The sequence below is a fragment of the Stenotrophomonas sp. YJH_SMC_123 genome, from assembly GCF_059368215.1.
Map to the genome: position 1 here is coordinate 140,487 of NZ_JCAFRM010000001.1, position 14,666 is coordinate 155,152.

Here is a 14,666-nt window from a genome sequence, read left to right on the forward strand (position 1 = left end):
CCGCCGGTAAAGAGAATGCGTTTGCGAGGGGCAGGGGCGGGCGGTCAGCCCACCGAACCTTCCAGCGAGACTTCCAGCAGCTTCTTGGCTTCCACCGCGAACTCCATCGGCAGTTCGCGGAACACCTGCTTGCAGAAGCCGTCGACGATCATCGACACCGCGTCTTCCTGGCTGATGCCACGGGCGCGGCAGTAGAACAGCTGGTCATCGGAGATCTTGGAAGTGGTCGCCTCGTGCTCGACGGTGGCGCCCGGGTTCTTCACCTCGATGTAGGGGAAGGTGTGCGCGCCGCACTGCTTGCCGATCAGCAGCGAGTCGCACTGGGTGTAGTTGCGCGCGCCCTCGGCGTTGCGGTCCACCCGCACCAGGCCGCGGTAGGTGTTCTGGCCACGGCCGGCGCTGATGCCCTTGCTGACGATCTTGCTCTTGGTGCGCTTGCCGACATGGATCATCTTGGTGCCGGTGTCGGCCTGCTGGCGGTGATGGGTCAGCGCGACCGAGTGGAACTCACCGACCGAATCGTCGCCCAGCAGCACGCAGGACGGGTACTTCCAGGTGATCGCCGAGCCGGTCTCGACCTGGGTCCAGGTGACCTTGCTGCGCGCGCCACGGCATTCGGCACGCTTGGTCACGAAGTTGTAGATGCCACCGACGCCGTTCTCGTCGCCCGGGTACCAGTTCTGCACCGTGGAGTACTTGATCTCCGCATCTTCCAGCGCGACCAGCTCGACCACCGCGGCGTGCAGCTGGTTCTCATCGCGCATCGGCGCGGTGCAGCCTTCCAGGTAGGAGACGTAGGCCTTGTCCTCGCACACGATCAGGGTGCGCTCGAACTGGCCGGTGTGGCCGGCGTTGATGCGGAAATAGGTGCTCAGTTCCATCGGGCAGCGCACGCCCTTGGGAATGAACACGAAGCTGCCATCGGAGAACACCGCCGAGTTGAGCGCGGCGAAGTAGTTGTCACCGACCGGCACCACGGTGCCCAGGTACTGGCGCACCAGCGCCGGGTGTTCCTTGATGGCCTCGGACATCGAGCAGAAGATCACGCCCTTCTCGGCCAGTTCCTTGCGGAAGGTGGTGCCCACGGATACCGAGTCGAACACCGCATCCACCGCCACGCCGGCCAGCTTGGCGCGCTCGTGCAGCGGCACGCCCAGCTTGTCGTAGGTGTCGAGCAGTTCCTTCGGCACATCATCCAGCGAGGCGTACTTCGGGCCCTTCGGCGCGGAGTAGTAGCTGAGCGCCTGCAGGTCGATCGGCGCGATCTCCAGCTTGGCCCAGTCCGGCATCGGCAGGGTCAGGAAGTGGCGGTAGGCATCCAGGCGCCACTGCGTCATCCACTCCGGCTCGTCCTTCTTGGCCGACAGGGCACGGATGGTGTCCTCGTCCAGGCCCGGCGGCAGGGAGTCCGACTCGATCTCGGTGATGAAGCCGGCCGAATACTTGCGGCCGAGCTGCTCGTGGATCTCGCGGTTGGGGGTGTCGTCGTGGGCGACGTTTTCGATGGTTTCGGTGGCCATGGGGGCTGCCTACGGATCAGGAGACGACGTCGACAGCGATGGTGCGGCGCTGTTCGTCATCGGCAAGGGGGAGAGGGGGCAGGATCTGCGCGAGGGTGACATCGCGCAGGGCCTCGGAGACCACGTCGTTGATCAGCCGCCAGCTGCTGCGCGCGCCGCACTTGGGCGCCATGCCGCACTGGTGGTGGTCGTGGCTGCATTCGGTCAGGGCCAGTGGCCCTTCCATCGCTTCGACCACTTCGAACAGCGAGATCTCGATGGCCGGGCGGGTCAGGCGGTAGCCGCCACGGACGCCACGCAGGCCTTCGACCAGGCCGGCCTGGGCCAGTGGCTTGAGCACCTTGCTGACGGTGGGCGGCTCCAGACCGGTGAATTCGGCCAGCTCGGTGGCACTGAGCACTTCGCCCGGACGGGCGGCCAGCACGGTCAGCACGACGGTGGCGTAATCGGTGAGTTTGGTGACGCGCAACATGGGGATGCGAGTGGTTCTTAAAGCGGACTGAAATTGTACGCTTTTATTCGCCACCATCCAACCCGGGCATTCAGCCGGCGCTTGGGCCAGGCCGGGAGGACACACCGCGGCCGTTGCCGGGGCGCAATGCTGCGCCAACGGGGTGATTTTCGCAATCACCCGGAATGGGCGAGAATCCCCATTCCATTCGCTGCAAACAGCCCGCGCCGATGCCGAAGAAGATCCAAGCCCGCAAGTCCGCCATCCATGGCAACGGCGTGTTCGCCGTGGCCCCGATCAAGCAGGGCGAGCGCGTGATCCAGTACAAGGGCCTGCTGCGCAGCCACGGTGATGTCGATGCCGATGACAGCGGCGACGTCGAAAGTGGCCATACCTTCCTGTTCACCCTCAACGATGACTGGGTGATCGACGCCAACTACAAGGGCAACGACGCGCGCTGGATAAACCACAGCTGCGACCCGAACTGCGAGGCGGTGATCGAGGAGGACGAGGACGGCGACAGCCGGGGCGACAAGGTGTTCATCGAGGCACTGCGTGATATCAAGGCCGGCGAGGAGCTGACCTACAACTACGGCATCACCCTGGCCGAGCGCCACACCGCCAAGCTGAAGAAGATCTGGGAGTGCCGTTGCGGCTCGTCCAAGTGCACCGGCACGATGCTGCAGCCCAAGCGCTGATCGGTACCGGGTAGTGCCGGCCGCTGGCCGGCAAGGCGCAATCCAGGTGCCGGCCAGCGGCCGGCACCACCCGGGCGGCTCTCCACCTGCCGTGCACGACAGGGTCACCGCCGCGCAAGGGCCGTTCTTCCATCCTGTGGGCTCCCCCAACCGGAGTGCCTCCATGGCAGAGCGATTGAAGGGCAAGCAGATTGCCATCCTTGCCACCCACGGCTTCGAACAGTCCGAACTGATCGAACCCAAGCGTTTGCTGGAAGCGGAAGGGGCGCGCGTCAGCGTGGTCTCGCCCGCAAAGGAAGCGACGATCAAGGGCTGGAAGGAGAAGAACTGGGGCGACGCCGTCGCGGTGGATATCCCGTTGGATGAGGCCGATCCTGCACGCTTCGATGCGGTGGTTCTGCCCGGCGGGGTCATCAATCCGGACACACTGCGCACCGATGATGCCGTACTGGCCTTCATCCGTTCAGTGGATGAAGCCGGCAAGCCCGTGGCGGCGATCTGCCATGGCCCGTGGCTGCTGATCAACAGCGGCCTGGCCGATGGCCGCGAGCTGACCTCCTGGCCTTCCCTGCAGCAGGATCTGGCGAACGCGGGTGCGACATGGCGCGATGCCGAGGTGGTGGTCGACGGCAACGTCATCACCAGCCGCAAGCCGGATGACATTCCGGCTTTCAGCGAGGCGGTGGTAAAAGCGCTTGCCGCCTGATGCGCTACCGGTAGTGCCGGCCGCTGGCCGGCAGATGCAGTGACGTGCTGCCGGCCAGCGGCCGGCACCACCTCATTTGCCCAGCAGGCCTGCCGGTACCAGGTTGCCCAGGTTCTGGTTGAAAGTGACCACCAGCTTGCCGTTCTTCACCTGTGCCGACTGCACCTGCAGGGCGCCGAGCACCCCGGCCACGGCCGGGTCCAGCTTGTAGATCGGTTCGCGCTGGGCGTGGTCGCTCAGCCACGCATTGAGCAGGCCACGGGTGCGCGAGTCGAGGCGGCCGCCCTGGTTGGCCGGGGTGAAGTCATCCACGCTCGGCTGCTGCAGGTGAAAGCCCTGGGTCTGCGCGTCGTAGCGCAGGCCGCTGCTGAGCTTCACCGTGCCCAGTCGGGCCGGGTTGCCGCCGGCGGTGGCCAGCGCGACGTCCATGCCCAGGTTCAACCGTTCGCCGGCCGGAAGGCTCAGCTGCGGGTGGCTCATGGTCAGGGCGATCAGGCCGCCGAGGGCGTCCTGGGTGCGCGGGAAGCTGCCATCGAGGTACTGCTGCACGTCGCTGGCGCCCACCGACAGTTCGCGGCCGGAAATGGAGGGAGCCGCCTGTGCACCGATCGCAGCGGCGATCAGCACGGTGGAGGCCGCGAGGCGGGTCATCAGGGAACGCAGGCGCATGTCGGTGACCGTTGGGAAGCAGATGGATGGATCAAAGAGTAGCCGCGCAGGCTGAATCGCGCGTGCATGCCGCTGCAACGGTTCAGTCCAGCGTTGGACGCAGCTGTGCCGACTGGATCTGCCAGGCGCTGCCGTCGCTGCTGGGCTGCACGCGGTACCAGCCGCCGAAGCGGAACGTGCCATTGGCGGTGACCGCACGGATCTGCACAGGGACTTCAAGCAGCCGCGGTGGCTGCCGGTCATCTCGGGCGATCGGGGTATCGCTGTGCAGGCGCAGCGTGCGCAGGTCCTGCAGCTGCCGCAGCGCGGCGTCGTCTGCATGCCGCGGGTCGCCGGGTGGGATCGTCCAGGCAGCATCGCTGGCGGCGCGGTCGCGGTTGAGCAGTGCGGCGACGTAGCGGTTGAGCATCGTCGACGGCGGCTCTGCGCCGTCGTCGACGGCGGACAGCAGCGTCATATCGCTCGCCTGCAATGCTGCGGGACCGGGACCGGGACCGGGGCCGGTACCGGTGTCCGCTGCTGCGGCGACGGGAGCGGACGCTGCCGTGATGTGATCATTCGTCTGTGCCGCCGGGCGTGAACAACCCAGCAGCACCAGTGGTGCGATCAGGAACAGGATCCTGCGCATGCCCGCCTCCTCCCCGAGGCAACCTGGAGGGCGGCAGTGTATCGGTTGCGCCGCTATCAGCGGGAGGAGGGCAGCTGCTCCAGCGCGTCCAGCGCCGGCAGGACCTGACCGGCGATGGCGGCCAGTGCGTGGCCGTCGGTCTCGGCGTGGCGTTGCACGATGTCGCGCAGCAGCTGGGTGGCGATCACCAGGGTCGCGCGCTCGTCGCCACTGATGCCGGCGGTACGCGGGGCCGCTTCCACCAGGCGCATCAGGTCGCGGCCGGCGCGGTGTTCCAGTTCGATGGTGCAGCGCCCGGTGCACTGCAGCCCGTCCTTTTCGATCGGGGTTACCGAGATCCGGTAGCGGGTGGAGGGGCTGGCCATGAGGGTGTGCTCGCCGTAGCTGTGGAGGATGTGCCCACCATAGGCAAGGCCACGGCTGGCGGCGACGGCCGGCGCTGCACGCAGTGTTCCACCCGGTACGTTCCGCGCCCTTTGCGGAGCACCGGCAGCCAATGCTGGCGGGCCTGTACGGGGATTGCCGGGGCCGCGGCAACGCTGTGTTGCGGGGTGTGGTGCGGACAAAAAAAACGGGACGGCCAGAGCCGTCCCGTCGGAATCCGCGTTGGGGCGCGCGCTTACAGCGCGGCGTCCTTCAGCTTCTTCAGCGGACGCACCTTCAGCTTGGTGGTGGCCGGCTTGGCAGCGAACCACTGCTCTTCCTTGGTGAACGGGTTGATGCCCTTGCGCTTCGGCTTGGCCGGCACATTGACGGTGGTGATCTTCAGCAGGCCCGGCAGGGTGAACGAGCCAGCGCCCTTCTTGTGCACCGAGGAGGCGACGGCGCTTTCCAGCGAGGCCAGCACAGCGCGGACGTCCTTGGCGATGACGCCGGAGGCTTCAGCGATGTGTGCAACCAGGCCGGACTTGGTCAGCACTTCCTTGATCGGCTTCGGAGCGGCCGGCTTGGCGGCTGCCTTCGTCGCGACTTTCTTCACTGCCTTCTTCGGGGCAGCCTTCTTAGCGGTCTTTGCCATGGTTTCCTGTTCCGTGAACGGTTGGTTGTGTGGTCGGCGCCGAACCCCGTCGGCAAGCGCAATGTAGGGCAACTCTCGGGCGCCGCCAATAGCCCGAAGCGCGGAAAGTGCATGTTTTTTCATATCCAGGCCGATTCAGTACATGGCCGGCGGTGGGGGACGGGGGCGCTGCAGCGTGCGCGATGGCTGCTTCCTGCCCGTTGCTGGAATGTGCGAAACCACTGAAAACAAGGGAAAAGTCCACGTCGGTCTGGCGAAGAAGTGACCAGCTGTCCGATGTCCGGCGGACGTGCGGCATGCGGCGGAGCGACGCAGGGCTAACGCGTCCCGTGCGAGAGTGGCCGTTCATCACCGCCACGCAGGAGCAGCACATGGGAATCTCGCGACACGCCACCGCGCACTGGGAAGGCGATCTGAAGTCGGGCAAGGGACAGCTGAGCACGCCGCAGAGCGGGCTGCTGGACAAGACCCGCTACGGTTTCAACAGCCGCTTCGGCGACGAGAAGGGCACCAATCCGGAGGAGCTGATCGCCGCCGCGCACGCCGGCTGTTTCACCATGGCGCTGTCGGCCAAGCTTGGTGAGGCCGGCTTCACCCCGACCTCGCTGGACACCGAGGCCAAGGTCGATCTGTCCCTGGAGGGCGGGCCGCAGCTGTCGCAGATCCGGCTGAAGGTGAAGGCCGTGGTGCCGGGTATCGACGCCGCACAGTTCCGTGCCATTGCCGATGACGCCAAGCAGAACTGCCCGGTGTCCAAGGCGCTGAGCGCGGTGCCGATCAGCCTGGAAGCCGAACTGGGCTGAGCCACGGTAGTGCCGGCCGCGGGCCGGCAACCGCATGATGCCGGGGTCCATGTAGCAGCCGGCCAGCGTTATGGCGGCCTTCCTGGCCGCCACCCTCCGGGCCGTCGCGTCCGACGTTGGCAGCGGCTCCTGCCGCTGCCTTCGGCTCTACCACCCGCCAGCGCGATCACCAATCAAGGGTGCCGGTAATCACCGTCTGCACCTGCCCGCCCGACCAGACCTCGCCGTCTTCATCGACCCGCAGGGTCAGGCGCGCGTCATGGCCGACTTCGCGGCCCTGGCTGACTTCGAACGGTGCACGGCCTCGGGGCAGCGCATCGCGCAGGTCCAGCCACGCGGCCAGCACGGCATTAGCCGCGCCGGAGGCGGCGTCCTCGAAGCGGCGTCCATTGCCGACGAAGGCACGTACTGCAAGATCGAAGCCCTCGCTGCCATCGCTGAAGGCGTAGGCAAACACGCCCATGCTGTCGGTGGATTCGGCCAGAGCCGCGACCGCGTCCCAGTCCGGGCGCAGTGCGCGCAGTGCCGCTTCATCGGCCACCTGCACCACCCACCAGCTGCGCCCGCCCTGCATGCGCGCCGGCGGCAGCGAGCCCAGCGGCCAATCCTTCAGCGCCGCCTGCAGGCGCGGGTCGGTGGCCTCGGCGATCTCCGCCAGCTGCGCGCGCGGGGTGCGGATGGCAATGCGCTGCTGCGCGCCCTCGCCGCTCACGCGCAGCGGCAGCGCACCGGCGATGCCGTCCTGCACGAGCACGCCGTCGACTGGCGCGGCCAGGCCCGCCTGCAGCACCGCATGCGCGGTGCCGACGCTGGGATGGCCGGCGAACGGGACCTCCTTCTGCGGGCTGAACATGCGCAGCCGGTAGCTGGCGCCTGCGACCTGCGGCGGGAACACGAAGGTGGTCTCGGGCAGGCGCGTCCAGCGCGCAATGGCCTGCATGCTGGCATCGTCCAGGCCTTCGGCATCAAGCACCACGGCCAGCGGATTGCCGGCACCGGCGCGCGGGGAGAACACATCCAGCTGCAGGAAACGGCGGGTGGACATCAGGCAGGACTCCAGTAAACAGGCGGCATAGCGTAGCGCGGGGCACAAAAAAGGGGACGGAGGGAATTAAGTCGCTTGTGCCCCAAGTGCCATAAGCGACTTAATTCCCTCCGTCCCCTTTTTTCGTGCGCTACCAGCGAAGGTGGCCGTCGATGACCGGCTGCACCTGGCCGCCGATCCAGACCGTGCCCTGCGCGTCGACCTGCACCTGCACGTGGCCATCGCGGCCGACTTCGCGGCCCTGGCTGGCCACGTAGTGGCCCTCGCGGCCGGGCAGGGCGTTGCGCTGCCGCAGCCAGGCAGCGATCAGGGCATTGGCGCTGCCGGTGACCGGATCTTCCGGCACGCTGGCCGCATCGGCGGGGCAGAATGCGCGCACCACACGGGTGTGGTCGGTACCGGCTTCGTCGGCGAATACGGCCACGCCGGTGGCCTCGGTGGCAAGGCTCCAGTCGCGCAGGGCGGCCATGTCCGGCGCCAGGCCGCGCACAGCGGCGGCATCGCGCAGCGGCAGCAGCCACCAGCGCGCGCCGTTGTCCCAGAGTTCGGGCACGTGCCCGTTGGCGGCGAGGGCCAGCAGTGTTTCGGGTGCCGCATCTGCGCCAGTCGCCAGTTGCCGCGCCGGTGGGCTGGCCAGCTGGATCTGGAGTGCCTCGGCCGGGCCGCTCACCCGCACGGGCAGCACCCCCGCCGCGCACTGCTGCAGCAGGGCGCCGTCGCGAGGCTGGGCCAGGCCGCAGCTCACCGCCGCCCAGGCCGCGCCGACGCTCGGGTGGCCGGCGAACGCCAGCTCTCGGGTCGGGGTGAAGATGCGGATGTGGTAGTCGGCGCCGGGCGCGCTGGGGCGCAGGAAGAACACCGTCTCGGACAGGTTCAGCCAGGTGGCCAGGGCCTGCATCTGCTCGCCGGAGAGCGCATCGGCGTCCAGCAGGGCACCCAGTGGATTCCCGGTTCCGGGGCGGGAGGCGAAGACATCGAGCTGCAGGTAACGGAGGAGGGCCATCTACGGGGATATTGCGCTTAGAATCAAAGGTTCCGCCCCCGAGGGCGGCTTCCCCACATTCTACATAGCCAATCCATGTCAGCTTCCCCCCTTGTCGATCGTTGGATCGTACTGAAGTTCGGCGGCACTTCGGTGTCGCGTCGTCACCGCTGGGACACGATCGGGAAGCTGGCGAAAAAACGCGCGGAAGAGACCGGCTCGCGCGTGCTGGTGGTGGTGTCGGCGCTGTCCGGGGTCACCAACGAACTGACCGCGATCGCCGATGGCGCGCCGGACAGCCGTGATCGCGTGGCCGCGCTGGTCGAACGCCATGAAGGCTTCCTGGCCGAACTGGGCCTGGGCCGCGAAGTACTGGCCGAGCGCCTGGCGGCACTGCAGGGCCTGCTCGACGACCCGCGTGCGGCCACCCGTCCGCTGCAGTGGCAGGCCGAAGTGCTGGGCCAGGGCGAACTGTTGTCGTCCACGCTGGGCGCGGCCTACCTGCACGCCTCGGGCCTGGACATGGGCTGGATGGATGCCCGCCAGTGGCTGGACGCGATGCCGCCGCAGCCGAACCAGAGCGACTGGTCACAGCGCCTGTCGGTGAACTGCCAGTGGCGTGCCGACGCGGAGTGGATGCAGCGCTTCCGCGCGCAGCCGACCCGCCTGCTGATCACCCAGGGTTTCATCTCGCGGCATGCCGATGGCGGTACCGCCATCCTCGGCCGTGGTGGCTCGGATACCTCGGCGGCGTACTTCGGCGCGCTGCTCGGCGCCAGCCGCGTGGAAATCTGGACCGATGTGCCGGGCATGTTCAGTGCCAACCCGAAGGATGTGCCGGACGCGCGCCTGCTGACCCGCCTGGACTACTACGAGGCGCAGGAAATCGCCACCACTGGTGCCAAGGTGCTGCATCCGCGCTCGATCAAGCCGTGCCGCGATGCAGGCGTGCCGATGGCCATCCTCGATACCGAGCGTCCGGAACTGCCGGGCACCAGCATTGACGGCAGTGCTGCACCGGTACCAGGCGTCAAGGCGATCAGCCGCCGCAACGGCATCGTGCTGGTGTCGATGGAAGGCATCGGCATGTGGCAGCAGGTCGGCTTCCTGGCCGATGTGTTCAACCTGTTCAAGAAGCATGGCCTGTCGGTGGACCTGATCGGTTCGGCCGAGACCAACGTCACCGTGTCGCTGGACCCGTCCGAGAACCTGGTCAACACCGATGTGCTGGCCGCGCTGTCGGCCGACCTGTCGCAGATCTGCAAGGTGAAGGTGATCGTGCCGTGCGCGGCGATCACCCTGGTCGGCCGCGGCATGCGTTCTCTGCTGCACAAGCTGTCGGACGTGTGGGCCACCTTCGGCCGCGAGCGCGTGCACATGATTTCGCAGTCGTCCAACGACCTGAACCTGACCTTCGTCATCGACGAGGCCGATGCCGATGGCCTGCTGCCGATCCTGCATGCCGAGCTGATCGACAGCGGCGCGATGCCGGTGGAAGAAACCGAAGTGTTCGGCCCGCGCTGGCGCGAGATTGCCGGCACCGTGCGCCCGCGCGGCACGCCGTGGTGGCGCGGCCAGCGTGCGCACCTGCTGCAGCTGGCCGATGCCGGTACGCCGCGCTATGTCTACCACCTGCCGACGGTACGCGCCCGCGCCCGCGCGCTGGCCGCGATCAAGCCGATCGACCAGCGTTACTACGCGATCAAGGCCAACAGCCACCCGGCCATCCTGCAGTTGCTGGAAGCCGAGGGCTTCGGGCTGGAGTGCGTCTCGTACGGCGAGCTGAAGCATGTGTTCCAGCACCTGCCGGAGCTGTCGCCGCGGCGCGTGCTGTTCACTCCCAGCTTCTGCCCGCGCAGCGAGTACGAGGCGGCGTTCGCCCTTGGCGTGACCGTCACCGTCGACAACGTCGAAGCGCTGCAGCGCTGGCCGGACCTGTTCCGCAACCGCGAGCTGTGGCTGCGCGTCGACCTGGGGCGTGGCGAAGGCCACCATGCCAAGGTCCGCACCGGCGGCAAGGAGTCCAAGTTCGGCCTGCCGATCGCCCGCGTGGACGAGTTCGTGCGCGCGGCCACCGAGCTGGGCAGCCGCGTGGTCGGCCTGCATGCGCACCTGGGCAGTGGCGTGGAAACCGCGCAGCACTGGCGCCTGATGTGCGATGAGCTGGCCGGCTTCGCCCGCCGCATCGGCAGCGTGCACACCATCGACATCGGTGGCGGCCTGCCGATTCCGTACAGCGACGAAGACGAGCCGTTCGACCTGGACGCCTGGGCCGAGGGCCTGGCCGAGGTCAAGGCGCTGCACCCGGCATTCCGCCTGGCGATCGAGCCGGGCCGCTACCTGGTGGCCGAATCGGGCGTGCTGCTGACCCATGCCACCCAGGTGGTGGAAAAGGACGGCGTGCGCCGCGTGGGCCTGGATGCCGGCATGAACACGCTGATGCGCCCGGCGCTGTACGACGCCTGGCACGACATCGAGAACCTCAGCCGCCAGGGCGGTTATGCCGAAGCGGCGTTCGATGTGGTCGGGCCGATCTGCGAATCCAGCGATGTGTTCGGCAAGCGCCGCAAGCTGCCGGTGTCGACCGCGCCGGACGACGTGATGCTGATCGCCGACGCCGGCGCGTACGGCTATGTGATGGCCAACACCTACAACCAGCGGATGCTGCCGCGCGAAGACGTGATCGAATGACCACCGCGCGCGCCCTGCACCCGCCCACCGACACGCCCCGCGCCATCGCGCGGGCCCGTGCCTGACCGGATACACCATGACTGCTTTCGACAAACACCAGGTTTCCCGCTTCCGCTTCGTCCGCTGCGAATTCGCCGCGGATACCGGCGTGGCCAGGCTGGTCTACGCCTTTGATGACGGCCCGGAGATGGTGGAAACCATCACCGTGCCCGGCGCCCCGTTCGTGCTGGACGAAGCGCGTAGCGCCGCCGTGCAGCGCGCGCTGCAGCTGCTGCACCTGATCGCCGGTGTCAGCTACTACAAGGCCGGCGTACCGGATACGGTCAGCATCGACAGCTACAGCATCGATGCCGATACCGCCGCGCTGGTGGAGACCATTTACCTCAACGGCCTGGGCGAATTCGCCTACCGCAACGGCCTGAACCTGCGCGGCCGCTTCCGGTTGCCGGTGCAGGGCGTAGCTGCGCAGGCGCCGGCGCTGGGCCTGCAGCCGCACGCGCTGGTGGCCATCGGCGGCGGCAAGGATTCGCTGGTCAGCATCGAAGCGCTGCGCCGTGCCGGCGTGGACGAGACCGTGACCTGGATCGGTGGCTCGCAGCTGATCCGTGCGTGCGCCGAGCGCACTGGCCTGCCGACCTTGAACCTGGGCCGCACGCTGGCACCGGAACTGTTCGAGTTGAACCGCCAGGGCGCCTGGAACGGCCATATCCCGGTGACGGTGGTGAACTCGGCGATCATGGTGCTGGCCGCGTTGCTGCACGGCGTGGACCAGGTTGTGTTCTCCAACGAGCGCTCGGCCAGCTACGGCAGCCAGATTCCAGGCACCGGCGAAGTGAACCACCAGTGGTCCAAGGGGTGGGCCTGCGAGCAGGCCTTCGGTAGCCATGTGCAGAAGTACGTGGCGGCGGACCTGCAGTACTACTCGCTGCTGCGCCCGATGTCCGAGCTGGCGGTGGCCCGCCAGTTCGCCAAGAGTGACTTCTACGACGCGCATTTCTCCAGTTGCAACCGCAACTTCCACATCCTCGGCGAGCGCCCGGTGAACCGCTGGTGCGGCGTCTGCCCGAAATGCCATTTCGTGTTCCTGGCGCTGGCCCCGTTCATGCCCAAGACGCGCCTGGTGCGCATCTTCGGCCGCAACCTGCTGGACGACGCCGAGCAGGCCGGTGGCTTCGATGCGCTGCTGGAATTCCAGGACCACAAGCCGTTCGAGTGCGTGGGCGAAGGCCGCGAATCGCGTGCGGCGATGGCGACCCTGGCACAGCGCCCGGAGTGGAAGGAAGACGTGCTGGTGAAGCGCTTCTGCAACGAGATCCAGCCGCAGCTGGATGCCGCCGAACTGGAACTGGCACCGCTGCTGCAGCTGCAGGGTGAGCACCGTGTTCCAGCTGCGCTGTGGGAACGGGTGCGTGAAGATTTCGAAGCTTGAAGGAAAGCGCGTCGCGCTGTGGGGCTGGGGCCGTGAGGGCCGCGCCGCGTTTGCGGTGCTGCGCGCGCGCCTGCCCACGCTGGCATTGAGCCTGTTCTGCCCGGTGTCCGAGGTCGAGGCGGCGCGTGCGGAAACGGAGGGCGCGCTGGACGTGCGTGGCGAGCCTTCCGCTGAAGCGCTGGCCGCGTTCGACGTGGTGATCAAATCGCCCGGCATCAGCCCGTACCAGCCGATCGCGCTGGCGGCTGCAGTGCAGGGCACCAGCTTCATCGGTGGCACCGCGCTTTGGTTCGCCGAACACGCGGCCGACGATGGCATCGTGCACGACACCGTGTGCGTGACCGGTACCAAGGGCAAGAGCACCACCACCGCGCTGGTTGCGCACCTGCTGCGTGCCGCCGGCCATCGCACCGGCCTGGTCGGCAACATCGGCCTGCCGCTGCTGGAAGTGCTGGATCCCCAGCCCGCGCCCGAGTACTGGGCGGTGGAACTGTCCAGCTACCAGACCGGTGAGGTGGCACGCAGTGGCGCCCGCCCGCAGGTGGCGGTGGTGCTTAACCTGTTCCCGGAACACCTGGACTGGCACGGCAGCGAACAGCGTTACATCGAAGACAAGCTGCGGCTGGTGACTGAAGCCGCACCGCGCATCGCTGTGCTCAACGCCGCCGATCCGCACCTGGCCGCGCTGTCGCTGCCCGACAGCGAAGTGGTCTGGTTCAACCAGCCGCAGGGCTGGCACATGCGCGGCGACATCGTGCATCGCGGTGAGCAGGCCGTGTTTGATACCTGCAACACGCCGCTGCCAGGCCGCCACAACCGCGGCAACCTGTGCGCGGTGCTGGCCGCGCTGGAAGCGCTGGGGCTGGATGCCGTAGCGCTGGCACCGGTGGTGCAGGACTTCCGTCCGCTGCCGAACCGCCTGCAGCGCATCGGCGTGGCCGATGGCCTGACCTACGTCAACGATTCGATCAGCACCACGCCGCATGCCAGCCTGGCCGCGCTGGAGTGCTTCGCCGGGCAGCGCATCGCGCTGCTGGTGGGGGGGCATGACCGTGGCCTGGACTGGACCGATTTCATGCAGCACATGGCGCGCGATGTGCCGCCGGTGGAGATCGTGACCATGGGCAGCAACGGCCCGCGCATCCACGCGATGCTGCAGCCGTTGGCCGACGCCGGTCGCTTCGGCCTGCATGCGGCGGGCGATCTCGCCGAGGCGATGGCCTTGGCGCGCGCCGCGCTGGGCGAACAGGGCGGGGTGGTGCTGCTGTCGCCGGGTGCACCGAGCTTTGGTGCGTACCGCGACTACGTGGCGCGTGGCCGTCATTTCGCCGCGCTGGCCGGGTTCGATCCGGACAGCATCAGCGCGATTCCGGGGTTGGGCATCGGGTAAGGGGTCGGATCCTTTTCCGCAGGAAAGGGCTCTGACCCCATCGTGCATTTATCATGCAGGCATCCCCGGACGGACCCGGATGCCCGCATGTGCACCTTCATCACCGTGTTCCTGCCCACGTCATTGCCGCACGACGCGGCCGCCGCGGTCTTCACCCGTAGCGGCCGGCGCCTGTTCGCGCAGGCATCACCGAGCCTGCAGGCGGCGGTGGGCCCGGATTGGCAGCCGTGGCTGAGTGCCGCGTACTGCGATTGCGGCACCGCGCTGGCCTCGACGAGTGTGCAGCCGGAATGGAAGGGCGATGCCGAACGTTGGCGGAAGAAGGGCTGGAGTGAGGCCAGGATCGCTCGCGCGCTGTCCGAGCAGTTGGCGCGGCATGAACAGGATCAGCAGGTGTGCCGCGATAGAGCTCTTGCCGACGCCGGCCAATGGCTGCAGCGCATTGATGCCCTGCTGGGTGTGGGTGCGGCGCGTATCGGACTTCTGGTGCGTGTTTACGACGGCTCGGTGGGGGCCCGGCAGCCGAAGCCGCCGGAACATCATTGGTCGCGGGATCAGCTCGCCGCGGCGGATCTGTTGGCGTTCGCGCCCGGCACGTTGCACTGGATCGAACGCGGGTGAGAGCGCCATCCACGC

At 67.8% G+C, this 14,666-nt stretch carries 15 protein-coding genes; 7 read left to right on the forward strand and 8 right to left on the reverse strand.

The genetic code is table 11. The features are described from left to right. Positions 1 to 44 precede the first annotated feature (44 nt). Positions 45 to 1,520 carry a Fe-S cluster assembly protein SufB gene (gene sufB / locus AC5P5W_RS00710; protein WP_014646271.1) on the reverse strand — a complete coding sequence of 492 codons (1,476 nt, stop codon included), beginning with the start codon at positions 1,518 to 1,520 and terminating at the stop codon, positions 45 to 47. Positions 1,521 to 1,536: 16 nt separating this feature from the next. Further along, positions 1,537 to 1,992: an SUF system Fe-S cluster assembly regulator gene (locus tag AC5P5W_RS00715; protein WP_005408436.1), complete on the reverse strand. Its 456-nt coding sequence runs from the start codon at positions 1,990 to 1,992 to the stop codon at positions 1,537 to 1,539. A 209-nt stretch (positions 1,993 to 2,201) separates the two neighbouring features. Between AC5P5W_RS00715 and AC5P5W_RS00720 the strand changes: the two genes are divergently transcribed. Beyond that, positions 2,202 to 2,669, forward strand: a complete 468-nt coding sequence (locus AC5P5W_RS00720) for an SET domain-containing protein (RefSeq protein ID WP_197575207.1) — start codon at positions 2,202 to 2,204, stop codon at positions 2,667 to 2,669. Between the two features lie 163 nt (positions 2,670 to 2,832). Continuing rightward, positions 2,833 to 3,375, forward strand: coding sequence for a type 1 glutamine amidotransferase domain-containing protein (locus AC5P5W_RS00725; protein ID WP_032957815.1), 543 nt, complete (start codon positions 2,833 to 2,835; stop codon positions 3,373 to 3,375). A 72-nt stretch (positions 3,376 to 3,447) separates the two neighbouring features. Here AC5P5W_RS00725 and AC5P5W_RS00730 read toward each other — a convergent pair whose 3' ends face one another. The 4 genes from AC5P5W_RS00730 to AC5P5W_RS00745 form a co-directional block, all read right to left on the reverse strand. Continuing rightward, entirely contained in the window at positions 3,448 to 4,044 is a 597-nt protein-coding gene (locus tag AC5P5W_RS00730; RefSeq protein ID WP_197575286.1) for a DUF1439 domain-containing protein, read from the reverse strand. Between the two features lie 82 nt (positions 4,045 to 4,126). Then, positions 4,127 to 4,672, reverse strand: a complete 546-nt coding sequence (locus AC5P5W_RS00735; protein ID WP_014646274.1) for a hypothetical protein — start codon at positions 4,670 to 4,672, stop codon at positions 4,127 to 4,129. 56 nt (positions 4,673 to 4,728) lie between these two features. Further along, positions 4,729 to 5,037: a DUF3861 family protein gene (locus AC5P5W_RS00740; RefSeq protein ID WP_495220762.1), complete on the reverse strand. Its 309-nt coding sequence runs from the start codon at positions 5,035 to 5,037 to the stop codon at positions 4,729 to 4,731. Between the two features lie 254 nt (positions 5,038 to 5,291). Further along, entirely contained in the window at positions 5,292 to 5,690 is a 399-nt protein-coding gene (locus tag AC5P5W_RS00745) for an HU family DNA-binding protein (protein ID WP_010483539.1), read from the reverse strand. A 371-nt stretch (positions 5,691 to 6,061) separates the two neighbouring features. Between AC5P5W_RS00745 and AC5P5W_RS00750 the strand changes: the two genes are divergently transcribed. Next, entirely contained in the window at positions 6,062 to 6,493 is a 432-nt protein-coding gene (locus AC5P5W_RS00750) for an OsmC family protein (protein WP_014646276.1), read from the forward strand. A 166-nt stretch (positions 6,494 to 6,659) separates the two neighbouring features. Here AC5P5W_RS00750 and AC5P5W_RS00755 read toward each other — a convergent pair whose 3' ends face one another. Together AC5P5W_RS00755 and AC5P5W_RS00760 are read right to left on the reverse strand one after the other, a co-directional pair. Then, positions 6,660 to 7,538, reverse strand: coding sequence for a PhzF family phenazine biosynthesis protein (locus tag AC5P5W_RS00755; protein ID WP_049441090.1), 879 nt, complete (start codon positions 7,536 to 7,538; stop codon positions 6,660 to 6,662). A 130-nt stretch (positions 7,539 to 7,668) separates the two neighbouring features. Further along, positions 7,669 to 8,541, reverse strand: a complete 873-nt coding sequence (locus AC5P5W_RS00760; protein WP_197575285.1) for a PhzF family phenazine biosynthesis isomerase — start codon at positions 8,539 to 8,541, stop codon at positions 7,669 to 7,671. Positions 8,542 to 8,616: 75 nt separating this feature from the next. Between AC5P5W_RS00760 and AC5P5W_RS00765 the strand changes: the two genes are divergently transcribed. The 4 genes from AC5P5W_RS00765 to AC5P5W_RS00780 all read left to right on the forward strand — a co-directional run bounded on the left by AC5P5W_RS00765 (position 8,617) and on the right by AC5P5W_RS00780 (position 14,651). Next, the gene (locus AC5P5W_RS00765) at positions 8,617 to 11,211 is read left to right on the forward strand and encodes a bifunctional aspartate kinase/diaminopimelate decarboxylase (protein WP_046429381.1); all 2,595 of its coding nucleotides are present in this window, start codon (positions 8,617 to 8,619) and stop codon (positions 11,209 to 11,211) included. 76 nt (positions 11,212 to 11,287) lie between these two features. Then, on the forward strand, positions 11,288 to 12,640 hold the full coding sequence (gene murL / locus AC5P5W_RS00770) for a UDP-N-acetyl-alpha-D-muramoyl-L-alanyl-L-glutamate epimerase (RefSeq protein ID WP_014646280.1): 1,353 nt from the start codon (positions 11,288 to 11,290) through the stop codon (positions 12,638 to 12,640). Then, positions 12,621 to 14,030, forward strand: coding sequence for a UDP-N-acetylmuramoyl-L-alanine--D-glutamate ligase (gene murD / locus AC5P5W_RS00775; protein ID WP_197575284.1), 1,410 nt, complete (start codon positions 12,621 to 12,623; stop codon positions 14,028 to 14,030). The genes murL and murD overlap by 20 nt, the downstream gene beginning before the upstream one ends. Before the next feature lie 87 nt (positions 14,031 to 14,117). Beyond that, positions 14,118 to 14,651: a hypothetical protein gene (locus AC5P5W_RS00780; RefSeq protein ID WP_134808590.1), complete on the forward strand. Its 534-nt coding sequence runs from the start codon at positions 14,118 to 14,120 to the stop codon at positions 14,649 to 14,651. Positions 14,652 to 14,666 lie beyond the last annotated feature (15 nt).